This is a genomic window from Streptomyces sp. NPDC046805, assembly GCF_040645355.1.
Lineage (GTDB): Bacteria > Actinomycetota > Actinomycetes > Streptomycetales > Streptomycetaceae > Streptomyces.
On record NZ_JBEYYC010000011.1, the window covers coordinates 162,245 to 182,844 of the forward strand.

The window sequence follows — 20,600 nt, forward strand, 5'->3', positions numbered from 1 at the left end:
GCAACGGGCGCGCGAACGCCTGCTCCTCGGTGATCAGCGAGTGTTCGGCTGCCAGCTCTGCAGCACCCACTTGAACTGCCGGCTCGTCTTCGCCCAGTCCGGGGCGGGCGACGACATGTAGACGGCGTACTCGACGCCCTCCCGCGAGACATACGTCTCGTCGATGGCATGGCGCGGCCCGGGGATGTGCGGCGGGTCCTTCTTCAGCGCGGTCCAGGTGTACTCCCACAGGGAGGCGTCGCGGTCGCGGTAGGTGTTCTGCTCCAGGGTCAGGCGCCGGTAGGCGACCAGCCCCTGGATCTGCTGCTCCAGGTCCTGCTGGTGCTGGTACGGCGAGGCGAAGTCCGGTGAGCCGTCGACGGCGATGCGGACGAGGTGATTGCCGCCGTCGGGCGAGTAGTCGATCTGCGTGAGGTCGCCGTCGACGCCGTAGACCGTCCGCTTCCAGCCCGGGGGGAGGGAGAGGCTGAAGCCCGCCGGGTCGGTGTGGGACTCCCAGTTGTCCGGGACCGTGCCCGCGGGCGTGGTGGCGCCGGTGCTCGCCTGCGGGGGCTCCGACGACGCGGACGCGGACGTGGGCGTGGAGGCGGACACGGGCGTGGCCGGTGCCCCGCCGTGGTCCTTCCGCCCCTCGTCCAGCTGCTGCAGCAGCACCGCGGCACCGCCACCCACGATCGCCGACACGGCGACCACGACGGCGAGCGTCCGCAGGCGGCGGCGCCGGGAGCGGACGGCCGCCGGTGCCGCGGCGGAGGCAGGAGCGGGAACGGACGCCGTCGGAGTCGTCGAGCCCGGCCCGTGCCGGGGCACGGGGGCGGAGCGGTACTCGCCCGGCTCCGCCGGCCGCGACGCGGTGTGCTGCGTGGGCACGTACGCCTGCGCCGAGCTGGGACGGCGCCCCTCGGCCGCCTCGGCGAGCATCTGCGCCGTCTGTTCCGCGTCCGGCCGCTCGGCCGGATCCTTGCGCAGCAGGGCGGTGATGACGGGTTCGAGTGGACCGGCGTACCGCAGGGCGTCGGCCTCCTCCTCGACGACTGCCTGCATGGTGCTCAGCGGCGAGGTGCGGCGGAAGGGGGACCTGCCCTCCACCGCCGTGTACAGCGTGGCGCCCAGCGCCCACAGGTCGGAGGAGGGGCCCGGGTCGTGGCCGCGTACCCGCTCGGGGGCGAGGTAGTCGACCGAGCCGACGACCTCTCCCGTGCGGGTGATGGTGGTGTCGCCCTCGATCTGGGCGATGCCGAAGTCGGTGAGCAGGACGCGGCCGTCCCGGCCGAGCAGGACGTTGCCGGGCTTGACGTCGCGGTGCAGGACCCCGGCCGCGTGCGCGGCACGCAGCGCGCGCAGCACCCACTGGCCGATACGGGCCGCCTCGCGCGGTTCCACCCGCCCCTGCTCCTTGACGGCGTCGGCCAGGGAGTTGCCCTCGACCAGCTCCATCACGATCCACGGACGTCCGTCGTGCTCGAGGACGTCGTGCACGGTGACGACGGCCGAGTGGTTGATGCGCGCGGCCGCGCGCGCCTCGGCCCGGGTACGGGCGAGCAGGACGTGCCGATCGCTCTCGGAAACGTAGAGCGCGGCAGTCAACTCCTTGACGGCGACGGCCCTGTTGAGCACCTCGTCCTGGGCGCGCCACACACGGCCCATGCCACCGCTGCCGATCGAGTCGGCGAGTCGGTAACGGCCCGCTATGAGCAGGCCCTGCATCTGATTCACGTTGCCCCGCAATGGTCTTGACAGGGTCAGACTAAGGACCGGGCCGCCTCCATGGAACCAGCGGGGTGCCAAAGGAACAGCACTGTGACGGTTTTCGCTTGCTGTGGCGCGTGTGACTCAAGTTCCATGCGGCTGCGCAAGATTGACGGACTGTCGAATCGAGTGGCGAAACAGCCGGGCCGGTGAGGTCAGCCGGTGAACCGGTACGTCGCCGACGCCTGCTCGTACAGCCGCGTCACCTCGTCCCGTTCGGCCTCCGGGCCGCGGACCTGGAGCACGTGATAGCGGCCGCCGAGGAGGATCGCGAGGTTGCGCACGAACAGGTCGCGCCCCTGGCCGTCGGTCCAGGTGAACTGTCCCTCTGCCATGGACCGTTCCCCCACCTCGATGGTCCGCAGACCGGCGGCCGTGGCCCAACTGGAGTCCCGGTACGGCCGGAGTTCCGGCTCCTTGTTCCGCTGATACGCCATCGGATCGCGGCCGTACGTCGTCGCACTGTCCCGCCCCGGTACGACGAGGAGCTCGAAGTCCCCATGGGAGTACACCACTTGACCGCGCCCGTTCCTGGGCGTGCGGTCCCAGCCGTCCGCCACCGCGACCTGGAAGCCGTCGGGGTCCTTGCGCAGGGTGAAGCCGTCGGCGACGGAGGGGTCGGTGGTCGACTGCGTCTCGGTGGAGGGAGCCGGCGAGGTCTGCTCGGCGGGGACCGACGACGACGTGCCGCTCCCGTCGCCCGGCTCCTTCGACGGTGAGGGCGCCTGACGCGCCTCCCCGGCGGCCCCGGTTCGTGCACCGTCCGCGGCGCCGCCGTGATCGGCTCGGCCGGCCTTCGGCATGAACAGCACGGCGTACGCGACCGCGCCCACCAGCAGGAGCAGGATCAGCAGAAGCAGCGTGCGGCCCAGGCTGCGCGGGGACCGGGACCGGGCCTCCTGCTTGGCCCGCTTGTGCCGGCCGTGCGCACTGGTCTCGGGCAGCCCGGCACGCCGCCTGCGCACCAGCCAGCCGCGCTGCCGCACGATCGGCAACCGGCTCGCGTCGGCGGGCGGAGCGGCGACGACGTAGGTGCCGGCCTCGGGCTCGGGCGCCGACCGCACGAGCGAGCGCAGCCAGCCGCGCAGTTCCTCCACGTCCAGCCGCTCGGTGGGGTCCTGGCGCAGCAGCGACTCGACGACCGGCCTGAGCGGCCCGCACTCCTCGGCGAAGGCGGGCGGCTCCGAGCACACCAGCTGCACCAGCTCGGCCGTCGACTCCTCCGGGTAGGGGGCATGCCCCTGTACGGCCCTGAAGAGCAGCGCGCCGAGCGCCCACAGGTCGGTCGCCGGGCCGACGGGCGCGGCGAGTTGCCAGTTCTGGTGCACGGGGCCGGCCTGCTCCGGCGCCCACCTCTCCGTCACCGGCCCCACCACGGTCATCCGTACCTGCCGCGCCCGTTCGGCGGCCAGCGCGGTGCCGGGGCTTCGGGGGGCGGCGGGAGTGTCCTGTGGGGCAGAGGGGTGCGGGGGTGGGGTGAGGGCAGGGGACAGGGCGTTGCCTGCCAGGGGGGTGGGCGGTGTACCCGGGGCCGTGTCGCCGGTCGGGTTCCCCGGGGGAAGTTCGGAAGGCAGTCCCGACAGTCGCTGCCGGACGCCGTCAGAGGCGGTGCGCGGGGCGGCTCCGTGCCAGGGGGCGGGGTGCACGGGGTGCACGCCGTAGGGGTTGGCTATCTGTCCGGGGGGCGTGGTGCCGGGCCGGTGGTCGGTGACGGGCGGCCGATGGTCGGTCCCGGGCCGGTGGTCCGTGCCGGGCCAGTGGTCCGTGCCCTGCCCGGAAGCGTGCGGTGGCTGAGTCGTGCCGTTGGCCCGGGCGCCGCCACCGGTGGCGTCCTCGGCCGACGGCCGGGCGCCCGCCAATCCCGCTCGCCCGCCCTGTTGCGCCTCCTGCACCCGGGCGGCGGCACGAGCTCCGGCCCGGTACGCGGCGATCGCCCCGGCCCGGGCGGCACGGACGTCCCCCCCGCTCTCCAGCGCACGGCGCCCCTCCGCTGGGTTCGCCCCGGCGCCGTCCACGCCCGCCACCGGCAGCCCACCGGCCTCCCGCGCCCGAATCGCGGCACGCCGGGCAGCCTCGGGATCCACCGCACCGGCGCCGCCCGAAGCACCGGGCCCCACCTGGTGGTCGACGACTGCACTGCCACCGCCGAGAACACCGGCCGCGCCCGTGCCGACGAGGCCTGCGGCGCCATCGGCTCCCCCGCCACCCCCCGAACCGGCGGAGCCCCGCGGCACCGGGTCGTACCCGCACAGCGCCTCCTCCGCCGCTCCGACCGCGAGGCCGGTCAGCATCACGCGGCCGTCGTCGCAGACGAGGACCGTGCGGGCGGTGATGTTGCGGTGCACCCAGCCGTGGGCGTGCAGCGTCCGCAGCGCCGTCAGGACGTCGGACGCGATCTCGGCCGCCCGGTACGGCGTCAGCGGCCTCTCGGCCAGCAGCGCGGCCAGCGGACGCGCGGCCACCGACTCGCTGACGATCCACAGCGAACCGCCCTCGGCGAACACGTCGAAGACCTGGTCGAGCCGCGGATGGTCGGGCAGCGCGGCGGCGGCCTGCGCGGCCTCGACGGCACGCCGTACCGCCGGATCCGTCGGCCGTCGCGTGGCCGCCCGGTCCGCCGGAGGCCTGTGTGCCCCGCGGTCACGGGACGTGAAACCGTCGGGCAGCCCGTCCGCGTCGAGTACCTCCGCCTCGACGATCTCCGGCAACGGCAGCTGTCGTACCAGGACTTCTTGTCCGCTGTAGGTGTCGAAGGCGCGGGTCTCGGTGAGTTCGTACTCGTCGTCGGGCGGGAGCGGCAGGCGGTAGCGGTCGGCGAGCACACGACCCGCGTAGTCGTCCACGTTGCCTCCCCTGGCCGCCCGGTTGGTCAATTCCGTTCGCCGTACGGGCCGTTGGGCACTCCTGCCTGGATGCGTACGGTCCGCAACCACTCACGATACGTGCCGACGGCGACCCGCAATGAGGGGATGCCGGATTCTTCCGTCACCGACCCGGGGCCGCCCGCTTCAGGACTTCGGGTGGAAAGAACCCGTCAGCGTCTTCCAGGTGCCCTTGCGCAGTTCGCCGCCCCACGTCGAGGCCTTGGCGGTGTACATCAGGGCGTACCCCTGGTGGCCGTTGACGACGAACCCGCGGTCGATGGACCGGTACTTCGTGCCGCCGTCGACGTAGGTGAACTCCCAGTCGGCCGTGTTCCAGCCGCGGTAGTCCACCTTCTCGATCCGGATCCTCTTGTACTGCGAACGCACCATGTAGCGCTCCTGGTTCTGCCAGTCCGCCACCGGGTCGCCCTTCGGCGTGCTCGTCCAGGCGACGAGCAGCTTCTGTCCGTCGGGCCCGGTGAACCGGTCCCCCGCGGCGCTCGCGGACTGGAACTTCCACCCCTTCGGCAGCCCGATGGTGTAGCCCTGGCTCCCCTTGTGCGTCGACACCACGGGCGCGCGCCCGCCGCCGCTGCCGTGGGAGTCTGCCGACCCGGAGTCGTCGCCGCTGGGCGCGCTCGCACTCGTCGTGCTCCCGGTCTTTGACGTCGAGGCCGCCGGGGCGGAGGCCGTGGAGTCACCGTCCGTGCGGGTACTCCCCTTGTCCTCCTTGGTGTGGGCGCCCGCGGTCCCCGTCGCCGCGGCCTTCGAACCGCCGCTGCTCCCGGCCCCCTTGGTCCCGTCGCCGTCCCGGCTGAGCGCCACGGCCAGCACCGTGACGAGCACGGCGAGGACGACCACCGCCACGACGACGCCCAACGTCCGCTTGGGCACCACGTCGGTCAGCGAGGCCCGGGGCGCGGTGCGCGGCGGCAGATCCGGCGGCGTCATCACCGGCCATCCCGAACCCGCCTTCCCACCCCTGGCGTTGGAACCCGCAGCGGAATCCGAATCCGCCGCCGTGGCGGAGGCGACCTCAGCTCCCGAGCCGTCACTCTCGCTGCCGCTGTCGCTGCCCTGCGCCGCCCCGGCCTTGCGCACGGAACGCAGCGCCCCGCGCAGCCTCTGTGCCGCCTCCTCGCCCCGCTTGACGTCCGCGCCGGACGCACCGTCCTTGCCCGCGGCCTCCTCGGGCTGCGGCGGCAGCGGGACGACCCGCGTCGCGTCCATCGGCTCCGGCTCGGGCGCGTGGATCACGGCGTCGAGCATGGCCCGGGCACCCGCCTCGTCCAGCCGCTGGGCCGGATCCTTGACGAGCAGCCCGCAGATGACGTCCTTGAGCGGACCCGCGTTCTTCGGCTCCTCCACCGGCTCGGTCATCACCGCGGTCAGCGTGGCGATCGCCGAACCCTTGTCGTACGGCGGCATGCCCTCGAGCGACGCGTACAGCAGGCCGCCGAGCGACCACAGGTCCGCCGCCGGCCCCGGCTTGTTCCCACGGGCCCGCTCCGGGGAGATGTAGGAGGGAGCGCCGACGAGCATGCCGGTGGAGGTGATGGACGGGTCGCCCTCGACCTGGGCGATGCCGAAGTCGGTGAGCACGACCCGGCCGTCCTCGGCGATCAGCACGTTGGACGGCTTCACGTCGCGGTGCAGGATGCCCTCACGGTGGGCCGAACGCAGCACGTCGAGGATCGCGAGCCCGACCTCGGCCGCCCGCTTCGGCTCCAGCAGGCCGTCCTCGCGGATGACCTCGGCGAGCGACCGGCCCTCGATCAGCTCCATCACGATCCACGGCCGGTCGTCCTCCTCGACCACGTCGAACACCGTCACCGCACCGTTGTGGCGGATCCGCGCGATCGCCTTGGCCTCGCGCAGCGTGCGTGTGATCAGACGCCGCTTCTCCTCCTCGTCGATGTTCGACGGGAACCGCAGCTCCTTGACGGCGACGGTCCGGCCGAGGGTCTCGTCCTCGGCGCGCCACACCGTACCCATGCCGCCGCGGCCGAGCACTTCTCCCAGCCGGTACCGCCCGGCAAGGAGATGTCCGCTCCTGTCCTGACGGGATGCCCCCGCCCGCTCCGCCTCCGACATGCGTCCCCTCATGCAACCCGCCCTGACAGAGCCTCCATTGTCCCTCACGCGACAAGTGATCAACGCCCAGGGTGCCCTCATTGTGTCCACGAATTCACCACACCCGGGACCCGGTGAGGCGCGCGTTCCCCGCCCCGGGAGGATGGGGCGCGACAGAGGAGGACCGGCCATGCCACCGCGTCGCACATCACCACCGAACCAGGTGCTCCTCGTGCTGCTCATCGCGTTAACCGCGGCCTGCTCCGCGACCACGCCCCGGACCCCCGCGGCGCTCCTTCCGCCGCTGGTCGACCGGGGGCGAGCGCCCGCCGCCGCCCTGCTCGCCGTCGAGGGGACCGGCCGCCACTACGCAGCCGCCGGCAAGGGCATCGCCCGCGTCGACCACTTCCGCGCCGGCAGCATCACGAAGACCTTCATCGCCACCGTTCTCCTGCAACTCGCCGCGGAACACCGGCTGTCCCTCTCCGACACCGTGGATCAGCACCTGCCGGGCGTGGTGCGCGGAGCGCACGCGGACGGACGGGACATCACCCTGCGCGCCCTGCTCACCCACACCAGCGGCCTCGCCGACTTCACCACGGTCACCAGAGGGATCGTCCCCCTGTCCCCGCGTCAGGCCGTACGCATCGCCCTCACCCTCCCTTCGGCCCGCCCGGGCCGCTTCTCGTACTCCAACACCAACTACGTCCTGCTCGGCATGGTCATCCGCCAGGTCACCGGCCGCTCGTACGCCACCGAGGCCCGGCGCCGCATCATCACCCCCCTCCATCTCACGGGCACGACCTTCCCGGGCACCCGCGCCACCCTGCCCGCGCCGCACGGCCGGGCCTACACCCCCGACGGTTCCGACGTCACCAGGCTCGACCCGCGCGTGGCCGGCGCGGCGGGTGAGCTGGTGACCACGCTCGCCGACCTGGACCGCTTCTACGCGGCCCTGCTGCGCGGCAAGCTGCTGCCCCCGCGCTGGCTGCGCGAGATGCTCAACACCCGTGCCGCACACGGCTCGTACGGCATGGGGATCTTTCCGGCCAGGCTTCCGTGCGGCGCCACGGTGTGGGGGCACGACGGCCGCATCCCCGGAAGCTACGTGCGCACCGCAGTCAGCGGTCACGGCCGCCGTGCCCTCACCTTCCGCGTCAACACGGACGAGGTCGCAGACCCGAGCCTCGAGCGCGCGCTGCTCACGGCCGAGTTCTGCCCCCGCACCTCGTAGAACGAGCCGGTTCCGGACAGAGATCCCGGATCACCGCACCCGTTCGAGTGACATTCAGGCGTTCCGGGAAAGCCGAATGCCACGGTTGCGGGGAGCCGTGCCGCTCGTACCGCGTCGTATCGGGCTGTGCTGCCGTTCACAGCGGCACGATGTCCGGTGCCCCCAGCCGGGCCGCGTCCGCCGTCAGGTCGTCCGGCTGGCGCTGGGACTCCCGCTCGGCCTCCACCCGCTTCTCGTAGTGCTGGACCTCGCGCTCGATCTGGTCCTCGTCCCAGCCGAGGACGGGCGCCATGAGCTCGGCGACCTCGCGGGCGCTGCGGGTGCCCCGGTCGAAGGTCTCGATGGAGATGCGGGTCCGCCGCGTCAGTACGTCGTCCAGGTGCCGCGCGCCCTCGTGCGAGGCGGCGTACACGACCTCGGCGCGCAGATAGTCGTCGGCCGCCTGGAGAGGCTCGCCCAGGGAGGGGTCGGCGGCGATGAGGTCCAGGACCTCGTCGGCCATCGAGCCGTACCGGTTCAGCAGATGCTCCACGCGCGCGACGTGTATGCCGGTCCGGGCGGCTATGCGCGCCCGCGCGTTCCACATCGCCTGGTAGCCCTCCGCGCCCAGCAGCGCAACGTCCTCGGTGACGCAGTCCGCGACGCGCATGTCGAGCCCGTGCACCGCCTCGTCGACCGCGTCCTTGGCCATCACCCGGTACGTCGTGAACTTGCCGCCCGCGACGACGACAAGACCCGGCACCGGATGCGCCACGGTGTGCTCGCGCGACAGCTTGCTGGTGGCGTCGGACTCCCCCGCGAGCAGCGGGCGCAGCCCGGCGTACACGCCCTCGACGTCGTCGCGGGTGAGCTGCACCGCGAGGACCGAGTTCACGTGTTCCAGCAGGTAGTCGATGTCCGCGCTGGACGCGGCCGGGTGGGCCTTGTCGAGGTCCCAGCCGGTGTCGGTCGTACCGATGATCCAGTGCCGGCCCCAGGGGATGACGAACAGGACGGACTTCTCGGTGCGCAGGATCAGCCCGGTCGAGGAGTGGATGCGATCCTTGGGCACGACCAGGTGGATGCCCTTGGAGGCGCGGACGTGGAACTGTCCGCGCTCGCCCACCATGGCCTGGGTGTCGTCGGTCCACACGCCCGTGGCGTTGACGATCTGCTTGGCGCGGATCTCGTACTCCCCGCCGCCCTCCACGTCCTGCACCCGGACTCCGACCACCCGCTCGCCCTCGCGCAGAAAGCCGGTCACACGCGCGCGGTTGGCGGCCTTCGCGCCGTACGACACCGCCGTGCGCACCAGCGTCGCCACGAAGCGGGCGTCGTCCATCTGTGCGTCGTAGTACTGCAGCGCGCCGACCAGGGCGTCCTTGCGCAGGGCGGGGGCGACGCGCAGGGCGTGATTGCGGCTCAGGTGGCGGTGCATCGGCAGGCCCCGGCCGTGGCCGCGGGCCATCGACATGGTGTCGTAGAGCGCGACACCCGTCCCGGCGTACAGGCGCTCCCAGCCCTTGTGCTGCAGCGGATACAGGAACGGCACGGGCTTGACCAGGTGCGGGGCGAGCCGCTCCAGCAGCAGGCCGCGTTCCTTCAGGGCCTCGCGTACGAGGGCGAAGTCGAGCATCTCCAGATAGCGCAGGCCCCCGTGGATCAGCTTGCTGGACCTGCTGGACGTGCCCGACGCCCAGTCGCGGGCCTCGACCATGCCCGTGGACAGACCGCGGGTGACCGCGTCCAGCGCCGTGCCCGCGCCGACCACTCCGCCGCCGACCACGAGTACGTCCAGCTCGTGCTCGGCCATGCTCGCCAGTGCCTCCGCGCGCTGCGCCGGACCCAGTGTCGCTGTCCTCACCGCTGCCTCCCGTTGTCGGTCGCGTCGGTCGCATCGGCCGCACCCGGCGGGCGAAGCCCGGTCATCCCCTACCCATGCCCAAATTCTGACCGGCGTGCCCGGCTTCAGCCACCAGTCGCCCGCAGCCTGTGGACAACGGACGTGTGACCCGTGGAAGACACAAGGAAAATATGCCGCATCCGGGTCATATTTACTCCTAGTCTGACATTGCGCTCGTCCGTCCTGTCCACAGGACTTGCGCACCTGCTTCACTTCGGCTACTGGGAAGGACCGCCCTCTCCATGCCCGCAGATCTCGCCGTCATCGGACTCGGTCCCTACGGCCTGCCTCTGGCCCAGGCCGCCGTAGCCGCCGGCATCCCCACCCTCGGATACGCCACCGGCCCCGAGGCCGGCTCCCTCAGCCCCGCGGAACTGCGCCGGATGCTCTCGGGGGGCTTCCGGACGGCCACCGACCCGGCAGGGCTCGGCCGGGTGCGCACCGCGGTGATCTGCGCACCGACCCCGCGCGGCGCGGACGGCGGCCTCGACCTGAGCCAGGTGGAGGCCGCCGCCCGCACTCTCGCCGAACGACTGCGCCCGCACACCACGGTGATCCTGGAGTCGCCGGTGCAGCCGGGCACGACCGAGGAGTTCCTGCGCCCTCTGCTGGAGGAGGGCTCGGGGCTGCGCGCGGGCCGCGACTTCCACCTCGCCTACTCGCCCAGCCGCGTCGACCCCGGCAACCGCGACTTCACCCCGGCCGGCACCCCCAAGGTCATCGGCGGCCTCACCCCGGCCTGCACCGAGTCGGCCGCCGCCTTCTACGCACGGCTGACCGACAAGGTGGTACGCGCGCGTGGGCCGCGCGAAGCGGAGACGGTGCAGCTCCTGGAGACCAACTTCCGGCACGTCAACATCGCCCTCGTCAACGAAATGGCCGTCCTGTGCCACGAGTTGGGCGTCGACCTGTGGGACGTCATCCGCTGCGCCGAGACCAAGCCGTTCGGCTTCCAGGCGTTCCGGCCGGGCCCCGGCGTCGGTGGGCACGGCGTCCCGCAGGACCTGACCGGCCACGCGGGCCGCACCCTGCGGATGGTCGAACTGGCCCAGCAGGTCAACCACCAGATGCCCCGGTACGTCGTCCAGCGCGCCGCCGCCCTCCTCAACGAGCACGGCAAGTCCGCCCGCGGCGCCCGCGTCCTGCTGCTCGGCGTCACCTACAAGCCCGACCTGGCCGACCAACAGGGCACACCCGCACGGGAGATCGCGGCCCGCCTCATGGAACTGGGCGCCTCCGTCAGCTACCACGACCCCCACGTCCCCTCCTGGAACGTCCTCACCCGCCCGGTCCCCCGAGCCGACTCCCTCTACGAGGCCGCAGCCGGCGCCGACCTCACGATCCTCCTCCAGCACCACCGGACGTACGACCTGCAGGGGTTGTCGGTGAAGGCACAGCTGCTGCTGGACACGCGCGGGGCCACGCCCACGGGGGCGGCGCATCGGTTGTGAGGGGGGCGCGTGCCGATGGGCGAGCTTCCGGGGGTGGTGGCGTGGGGACGGGGCCGCCGCTAGCGTACGGAGAGGTGGAGCCCACCGCAGGGGCACTGCGGCAGGCTCCCGAAAGTGAACGGAGTGTCCACCCCTAGGTCTCGTGGGGGTGGCCGCTCACTTCCCATAGATCCGCAAGATCCACCTCCTCCGGAACTTCACCAGCCGAAGCCGAATGCGGTCCCAGCGGGTGGGCTTGCGGTGACGGCCCACGGGCGCGCCCCCTTCCATGAAACCGCCCAGTTGCCCGGTGGACGGTCCATTGGAGTTCGGGCCGGGCCCCGAGGGCCGGGGTCCGGAACCTTGTCCGTGGAAGGGGGCGCCCCGGAGAACCGGGTCGCCGGACATGGACACCAGCGCCTCGAAACGTCCCTCCACCGCGCATTCGCCCCGAACACCACCGTGCGCCCCCAAAGCCCAAAACACGCCCCATCAGGCCCACTCGGGCACACGAAAGGGCCCGGTCACCCACGTACGTGAGTGACCGGGCCCTTCAACCGCTCAAGTCCAGCGCGGCGTCACCGCTTGTGCTGCGAGTCCCCCACCGTGACCTCGACCCGCTGGAACTCCTTGAGCTCGCTGTAGCCGGTCGTGGCCATCGCGCGGCGCAGGGCGCCGAAGAAGTTCATCGAGCCGTCGGGGGTGTGGGACGGGCCCGTCAGGACCTCCTCGATGGTGCCGACGGTCCCGAGGTCGACCTTCTTGCCGCGCGGCAGTTCCTCGTTGACGGCCTCCATGCCCCAGTGGTGGCCCTTACCCGGCGCGTCCGTCGCGCGGGCGAGCGGGGAGCCCATCATCACCGCGTCCGCGCCGCAGGCGATCGCCTTCGGGAGGTCGCCGGACCAGCCGACGCCGCCGTCCGCGATCACGTGCACGTAGCGGCCGCCGGACTCGTCCATGTAGTCGCGGCGGGCCGCGGCCACGTCGGCCACGGCCGTGGCCATCGGGACCTGGATGCCGAGCACGTTGCGCGTGGTGTGCGCGGCGCCGCCGCCGAAGCCGACGAGGACGCCGGCCGCGCCGGTGCGCATCAGGTGCAGGGCCGCGGTGTAGGTGGCGCAGCCGCCGACGATCACCGGGACGTCGAGCTCGTAGATGAACTGCTTCAGGTTCAGCGGCTCGTGCGAGGACGAGACGTGCTCCGCCGAGACCGTCGTACCGCGGATGACGAAGATGTCCACGCCCGCGTCCACGACGGCCTTGGAGAACTGCGCCGTGCGCTGCGGGGAGAGCGCGGCCGCCGTGACCACGCCGGAGTCGCGCACCTCCTTGATGCGCTGGCCGATGAGCTCCTCCTTGATGGGAGCCGCGTAGATCTCCTGGAGGCGGCGGGTCGCCTGCTCGGCGGGCAGCTCGGCGATCTCGTCGAGCAGCGGCTGCGGGTCCTCGTACCGCGTCCACAGGCCCTCGAGGTTCAGCACGCCCAGGCCGCCGAGCTCGCCGATGCGGATCGCGGTGGCCGGGGAGACGACGGAGTCCATGGGGGCGGCCAGGAAGGGCAGCTCGAAGCGGTAGGCGTCGATCTGCCAGGCGATCGAGACCTCCTTCGGGTCCCGCGTACGGCGGCTGGGGACGACGGCGATGTCGTCGAAGGCGTACGCCCGGCGGCCGCGCTTGCCGCGCCCGATCTCGATCTCAGTCACGTCTGTGGCCTTTCCCTGATGCGTTTCAGCGTCTTCCAGTATCGCCGACGGCTCCGGCAACGACCCGGTGCGGGCACGGCGAGAGCGGTCCCGAAGGCTCGGGACCGCCCCTTCCGGAAGCGTCGGCTACTTCCTGCTGTAGTTCGGCGCCTCGACCGTCATCTGGATGTCGTGCGGGTGGCTCTCCTTCAGGCCCGCCGAGGTGATCCGCACGAAGCGGCCCTTGGACTCCATCTCCTCGATGGTGGCGGCGCCGACGTAGCCCATGGTCTGGCGCAGACCGCCGACGAGCTGGTGCAGCACGTTGGACAGCGGGCCGCGGTAGGGCACCTGGCCCTCGACGCCCTCGGGCACGAGCTTGTCGTCGGAGGCGACCTCGGCCTGGAAGTAGCGGTCCTTGGAGTACGACCGGCCCTGGCCGCGGGACTGCATGGCGCCCAGCGAGCCCATGCCGCGGTACGACTTGAACTGCTTGCCGTTGATGAACAGCAGCTCGCCCGGGGACTCCTCGCAGCCGGCGAGGAGGCTGCCCAGCATCACCGTGTCGGCGCCGGCGGCCAGCGCCTTGCCGATGTCGCCGGAGTACTGCAGGCCGCCGTCGCCGATCAGCGGGACGCCGGCGGGTCGGGCCGCGAGGGAGGCCTCGTAGATGGCGGTGACCTGCGGGACACCGATGCCGGCGACCACGCGGGTGGTGCAGATGGAGCCGGGACCGACACCGACCTTGATGCCGTCGACGCCGGCGTCGATCAGGGCCTGGGCGCCGTCGCGGGTGGCGACGTTGCCGCCGATCACGTCGACGTTCACGCTCGACTTGATCTTCGCCATCCAGTTGAGGGCGTTGCTGTTGTGGCCGTGCGAGGTGTCGACGACCAGGAAGTCCACGCCGGCCTCGGCGAGCGCCTGGGCGCGCTCCAGCGCCTCGGGGCTGGCGCCGACGGCGGCACCGACGAGCAGGCGGCCCTCGGCGTCCTTGGCGGCGCTCGGGTACTGCTCGGCCTTGACGAAGTCCTTGACCGTGATGAGGCCCTTGAGGACGCCCTCGTCGTCGACCAGCGGAAGCTTCTCGATCTTGTGCTTGCGCAGCAGCTCCATGGCGTCGGCACCGGAGGTGCCGACCTTGCCGGTGACCAGCGGCATCGGGGTCATGACCTCGCGCACCTGACGGGAGCGGTCGGTCTCGAAGGCCATGTCACGGTTGGTGACGATGCCGAGCAGCTTGCCGGCCGCGTCGGTGACCGGCACACCGCTGATGCGGAACTTGGCGCACAGGGCGTCGGCCTCGGCGAGCGTCGCGTCCGGGTGGACCGTGATGGGGTCGGTGACCATGCCGGACTCGGACCGCTTCACCAGGTCGACCTGGTTGACCTGGTCCTCGATGGACAGGTTGCGGTGCAGCACTCCGACGCCGCCCTGGCGGGCCATCGCGATGGCCATGCGGGCCTCGGTCACCTTGTCCATCGCCGCCGAGAGCAGCGGGATGTTGACCCGGACGTTGCGGGAGATGCGGGACGAGGTGTCGACCGCGTTGGGCAGCACCGAGGATGCGCCCGGCAGCAGCAGCACGTCGTCGTAGGTCAGCCCGAGTGTCGCGAATTTACCGGGCACTCCGTCGACGTTTGCAGTCATGACACCTTCCCCAAATGGCCTTGATCGGTGCGGATGTCCATGCTAACGGGAAGCGTGGGTCCCGAATTCCACGGTTCTGCCTGCCTCCGCGCTTCGTATGTTCGTACGGAATTCGGAAGCGGCCTGTTCAAGATTCATCTGTCGGCCGCCCCAGAGGGCGCCTGGCACAACGGGGTTGTGCCGGACACCACGGGTTCACGGCCCGGCCCTACTGCTCGGCCAGCGCCCGCAGTCTGCTCAGCGCCCGGTGCTGGGCCACCCGGACCGCTCCGGGTGACATTCCCAACATCTGGCCCGTCTCCTCGGCCGTCAGGCCCACCGCGATCCGCAGCAGGAGCAGTTCGCGCTGGTTCTCGGGGAGGTTGGCCAGCAGTTTCTTCGCCCACTCCGCGTCGCTGCTGAGCAGCGCGCGCTCCTCGGGGCCCAGGGAGTCGTCCGGGCGCTCCGGCATCTCGTCCGAGGGGACGACCGTCGAGCCCGGGTGGCGCATCGCGGCGCGCTGCAGGTCGGCGACCTTGTGCGAGGCGATGGCGAACACGAACGCCTCGAACGGGCGGCCGGTGTCGCGGTAGCGGGGCAGGGCGAGGAGGACGGCTACGCAGACCTCCTGGGCGAGATCCTCGACGAAGTGCCGGGCGTCTCCGGGCAGGCGCGACAGTCGCGTACGGCAGTAGCGCAGCGCGAGCGGGTGCACACGGGCGAGCAGGTCGTGCGTGGCCTGCTCGTCCCCGTCGACGGCACGATGCACGAGGGCACCGATCGCCCCATGGGCCGTGCCCGCCTCGTCGTCGCGCATCGGTCCATGGTGCCTTGCTGCCGTCCGGCCCGTGGCACCGCGCCCGTCGTTGTGCACCGAAGCGTTATGAGCAGGTGCGCCGGAACTCATCTCCTGCGCCCTCCCCTTCCGCTCGACCGACTCGTCCCCGAGGAACTCCACACCCTCAAGGATGCGGCATCCGCGGCGAAACGAGCAGCGGGCACCCGGCAGTCCGTTTTGTCACCCCCGCCCGCCGTGGGGCAGGCGGGGTGTTCCGGACCCGGACCGGCCGTCCGCTGCGGCTCGCTTCCCTGCCGGACCGGCTCCCGACCCGGCCGGGATCCAGCGTTCCCACGAGACCGGGACCCGGCGTCTCCTACCGGACCAGGCCCCAGCGGAAGCCGAGCGCCACCGCGTGCGCGCGGTCCGAGGCGCCGAGCTTCTTGAACAGACGCCGGGCGTGGGTCTTGACGGTGTCCTCGGAGAGGAACAGCTCGCGGCCGATCTCGGCGTTGGAGCGGCCGTGGCTCATGCCCTCCAGCACCTGGATCTCACGCGCGGTGAGCGTGGGCGCGGCGCCCATCTCGGCGGAGCGCAGCCGACGCGGGGCCAGTCGCCAGGTCGGGTCGGCGAGGGCCTGCGTCACCGTCGCGCGCAGCTCCGCGCGCGAGGCGTCCTTGTGCAGGTAGCCCCGGGCGCCGGCGGCGACCGCGAGGGCCACTCCGTCGAGGTCCTCGGCGACGGTGAGCATGATGATGCGCGCGCCGGGGTCGGCGGACAGCAACCGGCGCACGGTCTCGACGCCGCCCAGTCCGGGCATGCGTACATCCATCAGGATCAGGTCCGAGCGGTCGGCGCCCCAGCGGCGGAGGACTTCCTCGCCGTTGGCCGCCGTCGTCACGCGCTCGACGCCGGGCACGGTCGCGACCGCACGGCGGAGCGCCTCTCGGGCAAGCGGGGAGTCGTCGCAGACGAGGACGGATGTCATGGCCGTCCTCCGCAGCTGATGCGCGTCACCTTGTGCCTCCAGGCTGGTACGAAATCGTCACCTGTGCGGTCGACCGACTCGGACACCCGCCCGAGCTCTTGTGTTTTCAACCGCCTCCGCACTCTCAACGACGGTCACTCGAAAGAGTTACGGGGCCGCACGCCTTCGTCGGCACTCTACGTGAGGACGCGCACACGGTGCAGACATGCCCCGCAGACCCTCAACTTTTCATCACAACCATGCCCCATTTAGACCTTTTTCTTCCCGTTTCACGGTGTCTGGGGCTAGATTCGCAATGGGTCATATTTTCATCTCCTTAGACCGGACATGTACGGTCGTTGGCACCGTATCCGCCCAGAACGGCTACAAGGGGTCACGTAATGGCAGATTTCTCCCGCCTTCCCGGACCGAACGCGGACCTGTGGGACTGGCAGCTGCTGGCTGCCTGCCGTGGGGTCGACAGTTCGCTCTTCTTCCACCCGGAGGGGGAGCGCGGGGCGGCTCGGAGCGCTCGAGAGAACTCGGCCAAGGAGGTCTGCATGAGGTGCCCGGTCCGCGCGGAGTGCGCGGCGCACGCGTTGGCGGTGCGCGAGCCGTACGGCGTGTGGGGCGGCCTGACCGAGGACGAGCGCGAGGAACTCATGGGGCGGGCGCGCAACCGACTGGTGTCGGCGTCCGCGTCCACGTCTGGCGGGAACACCGCCTCGAACAACTGAAGGAACGTTCCTGCATATCCCGTCGCCTGCACATCCCGCTTCCGCACAGGCCGGTGGCCGCACAAACCGGCTCCGGTATCAGCACGGGCACGCGCGCGTGCCCGCCCTTCTCACTGCCGCGCCGCCGCCCGCGCCAGCTGCTCCAGCGTCGCCGCCACCGCCGGCACCTGGGCCAGGTCCGGCAGCGTGAGGGCGACGATCTCCCGCCGTACCGCCGGCTCCAGTGCCACCGTGCGCGCTCCCCTGGGCCGTACGGAATCGACCGCGAGCTGAGGCAGGACGGCGACGCCGAGTCCCGCGCCGACCAGGCCGACCACCGCCGGGTAGTCGTCGGTGGCGAAGTCGATGCGGGGCGTGAAGCCCGCTTCCTCGCACACCTCCACCAACTGGCCGCGACAGCGCGGGCATCCCGCGATCCAGGGCTCCCCGGCGAGTTCCCCTATGGCGACGGACTCCGCGCGCGCGAGCCGGTGCCGCTCGGGCACCAGGCCGACCAGACGGTCCGTCAGCAGGGGCCGTACGACAAGGTCGTCCCACTCCTCGGCGCCCGCGGCTCCCTCGTAACGGAAGGCGAGTGCCACGTCGCAGTCGCCCTCGCGCAGCAGCTCGACGGACTTCGGGGGCTCGGCCTCCTCCAGGGACACGCGGGTGCCGGGGTGCGCGGCGCGCAGGGCGGCGAGGGCGGTGGGCACGAGGGTCGAGCTGCCGCTGGGGAAGGAGACCAGCCGGACCCGGCCCGAGCGCAGCCCGGCGATCGCCGCGACCTCCTCCTCGGCCGCGGTGAGCCCGGCGAGGATTCCGGACGCGTGCCGTACGAGGGCCTCGCCGGCCTGGGTCAGCCGCATCTCGCGGCCGCTGCGGACGAGCAGCGGGGTGCCGACCGAGGCTTCCAGGGCCTTCATCTGCTGGCTGACGGCGGGCTGTGTGCAGCCCAGTTCACGCCCGGCCGCCGAAAAGGAGCCGGTGGCGGCGACGGCGCGCAGGACGCGGAGATGACGTGCCTCGATCACCCTTCGAGCATAAGCCTGACTTGGACATGTCGCCGAATAATGCGTCGACACTTTGGGGTGCGGCCCCGTACCGTTTGGTCATGAAGCTGCTCTCGGTGAACCTCGCCCGGCCGAAGACCGTGGGCTACACCGCTCAGCCGGAGGGCCTGACCGGCATCGACAAGCGTCCCGTGGACGGCCCGGTGCGGGTGGCCGCGCCCGGCCCGAAAGGGACCGGCGGCAGCGGGCTGGCAGGGGACGCAGTGTGCCACCGGCGGCATCACGGCGGCGACGACCAGGCGGTGTACGCGTTCGCGCGCGAGGACCTCGACGGCTGGGAGCGCGACCTCGGGCGACCGCTCGCGAACGGCGCCTTCGGCGAGAACCTCACGACCGCCGGCGCGGACGTCTCCGGCGCCCGGATCGGCGAGCGCTGGCGCATCGGCTCCGGGCCGCTGCTGGAGGTCACGAGCGGGCGCGTCCCGTGCGGCACCTTCCAGGGCCACATGGCCGAGAAGGGCTGGGTGAAGAGGTTCACGGAGAAGGGCGCACCGGGTGCGTACCTGCGGGTGATCGAGCCCGGTGAGATACGGGCGGGCGACGCGATCGAGATCGTGCACCGGCCGGAGCACGACGTGACGGTGGCCCTCTGGTTCCGCGCGGTGACCACCCGACGGGACCTGCTGCCCCGGCTGCTCGCGGCGGCCGGCGCGCTGCACCCGGAGTCGCTGGCCACGGCGCGGAGACACGTCGAGCGGAACGGCGCCTGACCTCCCGTCACCAGGTGGGCCACGCACGGAAACTTCACCGGAAACCACACCTGAGGAGGGCCCTGTGCGCGAAGCGGACGCGGTCTTTCCGGGTCACTACCCTTGGGCCATGACAACGGCTCTGATTACGGGATCGACCGCGGGGATCGGTGCCGCGTTCGCGCGGCGGCTGGCGGCCGACGGGCACAACCTCGTCCTGGTGGCGCGGGACGCCAAGCGGCTGCGCGAACAGGCGACCGAGCTGCACGACACACACGGCATCGAGGCGGAGGTGCTGTCGGCCGACCTGTCCGAGGACGAGGGCATCGAGGCGGTCGCCGCCCGCCTCGGCGACCGCAAGAACCCCGTCGACCTGCTGGTCAACAACGCGGGCTTCGGCAACAAGGGCCGGTATCTCGACGTATCGATGGACGACGAGCTGAAGATGCTCAAGGTGCACATCGAGGCGGTGCTGCGGCTGACCTCGGCGGCGACGGAGGCGATGCGCGAGCGCGGGCGCGGCGGGGTCGTGAACGTCGCCTCGGTGGCGGCCTTCGTGCCCCGGGGTACGTACGGGGCGTCCAAGGCGTGGGTCGTGCAGTTCACGCAGGGCGCGGCGAAGGACCTCGCGGGCAGCGGCGTACGGCTGATGGCGCTGTGCCCCGGTTTCGTGCGCACGGAGTTCCACGAGCGGGCCGGGATGGGCACGGACAACATCCCGGGCTGGATGTGGCTGGACGCCGACAAGCTGGTCGCGGCGGCGCTCGCCGATCTGGCGCGCGGCAAGACGCTCTCCATCCCGGACCCGCGCTACAAGGCGCTGATGGGGCTGGTCAAGGTCACACCGCGCGGGCTGCTGGGCGGCGTCTCGTCGAGGACGGGGCGCAAGTACGGGCCGCAGTGAGCCCCCGGGCGACGGGGTGACGGCGCCGCTCCGGTGGGAAAATGGTGGTGACGGAACCGGACCCAGGGGGGCCGGAGGCGGCGTCATGACGTTCGTACAGCTCATCGAGTGCAGGACCAGCCGGTTCGACGAGATGGACCGGCTCATGGACAGGTGGGTCGAGCAGACCAAGGGGAAGCGGACCGCGATGCACGACATGGTCGGGCAGGACCGGTCCGACGCGTCGCACTTCATCGAGGTCGTGGAGTTCCCGTCGTACGAGGAAGCGATGCGGAACTCCAACCTGCCGGAGACCGACCGGGTCTTCCAGGAGATGGTCGCCCTGTGCGACGAGATGCCGACGTTCATGGACCTGGACGTCGTACGGGACGAGCAGTTGGGGGAGGCGGGCGCGCGCCGGTTCTTCGAGACGGTCGCCACCGACGGTGAACTGCCGCCTCTCGACGGGCTGCTCGCCGAGGGCTATCACGACCACGACCCCGCCAACGAGCAGGACGCCATCGGCATGGACGCGATGCGCCGCGAGATCGAGATGTGGCGGGGCGGCTTCGACTTCGCCTTCACGATCGACGACCAGATCGCGCAGGGCGACCGGGTGTGCACCCGGTGGACCTGGACCGGCACCCACAAGGACGACTTCATGGGGATCCCGGCGACGGATCGACAGGTCACCATGACCGGGACGACCGTCTTCCGCTTCGGTGAGGACGGGAAGATCGTCGAGGGCTGGTGGCAGTACGACCGGCTCGGGCTGATGGCGCAGCTCGGTGCGCTGGACGAGTTGGAGAACTGACGGCCCCCGCACGGGGCTGGGTCTGTACGGCTGGGACGCGCCCGCGACGGGCGAAGCCCCCGCTCCCGGCGTACCGGGAACGGGGGCTTCGTCGTGAGGTGCGTGAGGTGCGCCTGCCTCAGTGGGCGTCCCTCGGTGCG

15 protein-coding genes are annotated in these 20,600 nt (G+C 71.8%); 6 read left to right on the forward strand and 9 right to left on the reverse strand.

All coding sequences use genetic code 11. The annotated features are described in order from the left end of the window. Positions 1-33: 33 nt before the first annotated feature. The 3 genes from ABZ910_RS14760 to ABZ910_RS14770 all read right to left on the reverse strand — a co-directional run bounded on the left by ABZ910_RS14760 (position 34) and on the right by ABZ910_RS14770 (position 6,707). A complete protein-coding gene (locus ABZ910_RS14760; protein WP_361363767.1) occupies positions 34-1,707 on the reverse strand; it encodes a serine/threonine-protein kinase in 1,674 nt (557 codons plus the stop codon). A 197-nt stretch (positions 1,708-1,904) separates the two neighbouring features. Beyond that, the gene (locus tag ABZ910_RS14765; RefSeq protein WP_361363769.1) at positions 1,905-4,592 is read right to left on the reverse strand and encodes a protein kinase; all 2,688 of its coding nucleotides are present in this window, start codon (positions 4,590-4,592) and stop codon (positions 1,905-1,907) included. A 165-nt stretch (positions 4,593-4,757) separates the two neighbouring features. Next, positions 4,758-6,707, reverse strand: a complete 1,950-nt coding sequence (locus ABZ910_RS14770) for a serine/threonine-protein kinase (RefSeq protein ID WP_361363771.1) — start codon at positions 6,705-6,707, stop codon at positions 4,758-4,760. A 169-nt stretch (positions 6,708-6,876) separates the two neighbouring features. Between ABZ910_RS14770 and ABZ910_RS14775 the strand changes: the two genes are divergently transcribed. Next, positions 6,877-7,920 carry a serine hydrolase domain-containing protein gene (locus ABZ910_RS14775; protein WP_361363774.1) on the forward strand — a complete coding sequence of 348 codons (1,044 nt, stop codon included), beginning with the start codon at positions 6,877-6,879 and terminating at the stop codon, positions 7,918-7,920. Positions 7,921-8,056: 136 nt separating this feature from the next. Here the strand turns inward: ABZ910_RS14775 and ABZ910_RS14780 are convergent, their stop codons facing one another. Continuing rightward, complete coding sequence (locus ABZ910_RS14780) at positions 8,057-9,763, reverse strand: glycerol-3-phosphate dehydrogenase/oxidase (protein ID WP_361363777.1); 1,707 nt, start codon at positions 9,761-9,763, stop codon at positions 8,057-8,059. Positions 9,764-10,044: 281 nt separating this feature from the next. Here ABZ910_RS14780 and ABZ910_RS14785 point away from each other — a divergent pair, with 281 nt between their 5' ends. Continuing rightward, a complete protein-coding gene (locus tag ABZ910_RS14785; RefSeq protein WP_361363780.1) occupies positions 10,045-11,253 on the forward strand; it encodes a nucleotide sugar dehydrogenase in 1,209 nt (402 codons plus the stop codon). Positions 11,254-11,810: 557 nt separating this feature from the next. On the opposite strand, the gene ABZ910_RS14790 is transcribed toward ABZ910_RS14785, so the two are convergent. The 4 genes from ABZ910_RS14790 to ABZ910_RS14805 form a co-directional block, all read right to left on the reverse strand. Then, positions 11,811-12,935: a GuaB3 family IMP dehydrogenase-related protein gene (locus tag ABZ910_RS14790; protein ID WP_361363783.1), complete on the reverse strand. Its 1,125-nt coding sequence runs from the start codon at positions 12,933-12,935 to the stop codon at positions 11,811-11,813. Positions 12,936-13,061: 126 nt separating this feature from the next. Further along, on the reverse strand, positions 13,062-14,564 hold the full coding sequence (gene guaB, locus ABZ910_RS14795; protein ID WP_361363785.1) for an IMP dehydrogenase: 1,503 nt from the start codon (positions 14,562-14,564) through the stop codon (positions 13,062-13,064). A 208-nt stretch (positions 14,565-14,772) separates the two neighbouring features. After that, the gene (locus ABZ910_RS14800; protein ID WP_361363788.1) at positions 14,773-15,360 is read right to left on the reverse strand and encodes a sigma-70 family RNA polymerase sigma factor; all 588 of its coding nucleotides are present in this window, start codon (positions 15,358-15,360) and stop codon (positions 14,773-14,775) included. Between the two features lie 337 nt (positions 15,361-15,697). Beyond that, positions 15,698-16,309 carry a response regulator transcription factor gene (locus tag ABZ910_RS14805; protein WP_003948568.1) on the reverse strand — a complete coding sequence of 204 codons (612 nt, stop codon included), beginning with the start codon at positions 16,307-16,309 and terminating at the stop codon, positions 15,698-15,700. Between the two features lie 380 nt (positions 16,310-16,689). Between ABZ910_RS14805 and ABZ910_RS14810 the strand changes: the two genes are divergently transcribed. Continuing rightward, positions 16,690-17,025 (forward strand): WhiB family transcriptional regulator, encoded by a 336-nt coding sequence (locus ABZ910_RS14810; RefSeq protein ID WP_361363791.1) that lies wholly within the window; start codon positions 16,690-16,692, stop codon positions 17,023-17,025. A 110-nt stretch (positions 17,026-17,135) separates the two neighbouring features. Here ABZ910_RS14810 and ABZ910_RS14815 read toward each other — a convergent pair whose 3' ends face one another. Continuing rightward, a complete protein-coding gene (locus ABZ910_RS14815; protein ID WP_361363794.1) occupies positions 17,136-18,035 on the reverse strand; it encodes a LysR family transcriptional regulator in 900 nt (299 codons plus the stop codon). Between the two features lie 80 nt (positions 18,036-18,115). Between ABZ910_RS14815 and ABZ910_RS14820 the strand changes: the two genes are divergently transcribed. From ABZ910_RS14820 to ABZ910_RS14830, 3 genes are all read left to right on the forward strand, one after another. Continuing rightward, a complete protein-coding gene (locus ABZ910_RS14820; protein ID WP_361363797.1) occupies positions 18,116-18,784 on the forward strand; it encodes an MOSC domain-containing protein in 669 nt (222 codons plus the stop codon). Positions 18,785-18,893: 109 nt separating this feature from the next. Next, positions 18,894-19,667: an SDR family oxidoreductase gene (locus tag ABZ910_RS14825; protein ID WP_361363799.1), complete on the forward strand. Its 774-nt coding sequence runs from the start codon at positions 18,894-18,896 to the stop codon at positions 19,665-19,667. A gap of 85 nt (positions 19,668-19,752) precedes the next feature. Continuing rightward, positions 19,753-20,460 carry an ester cyclase gene (locus ABZ910_RS14830; RefSeq protein ID WP_361363802.1) on the forward strand — a complete coding sequence of 236 codons (708 nt, stop codon included), beginning with the start codon at positions 19,753-19,755 and terminating at the stop codon, positions 20,458-20,460. The last annotated feature ends 140 nt before the right edge of the window (positions 20,461-20,600 follow it).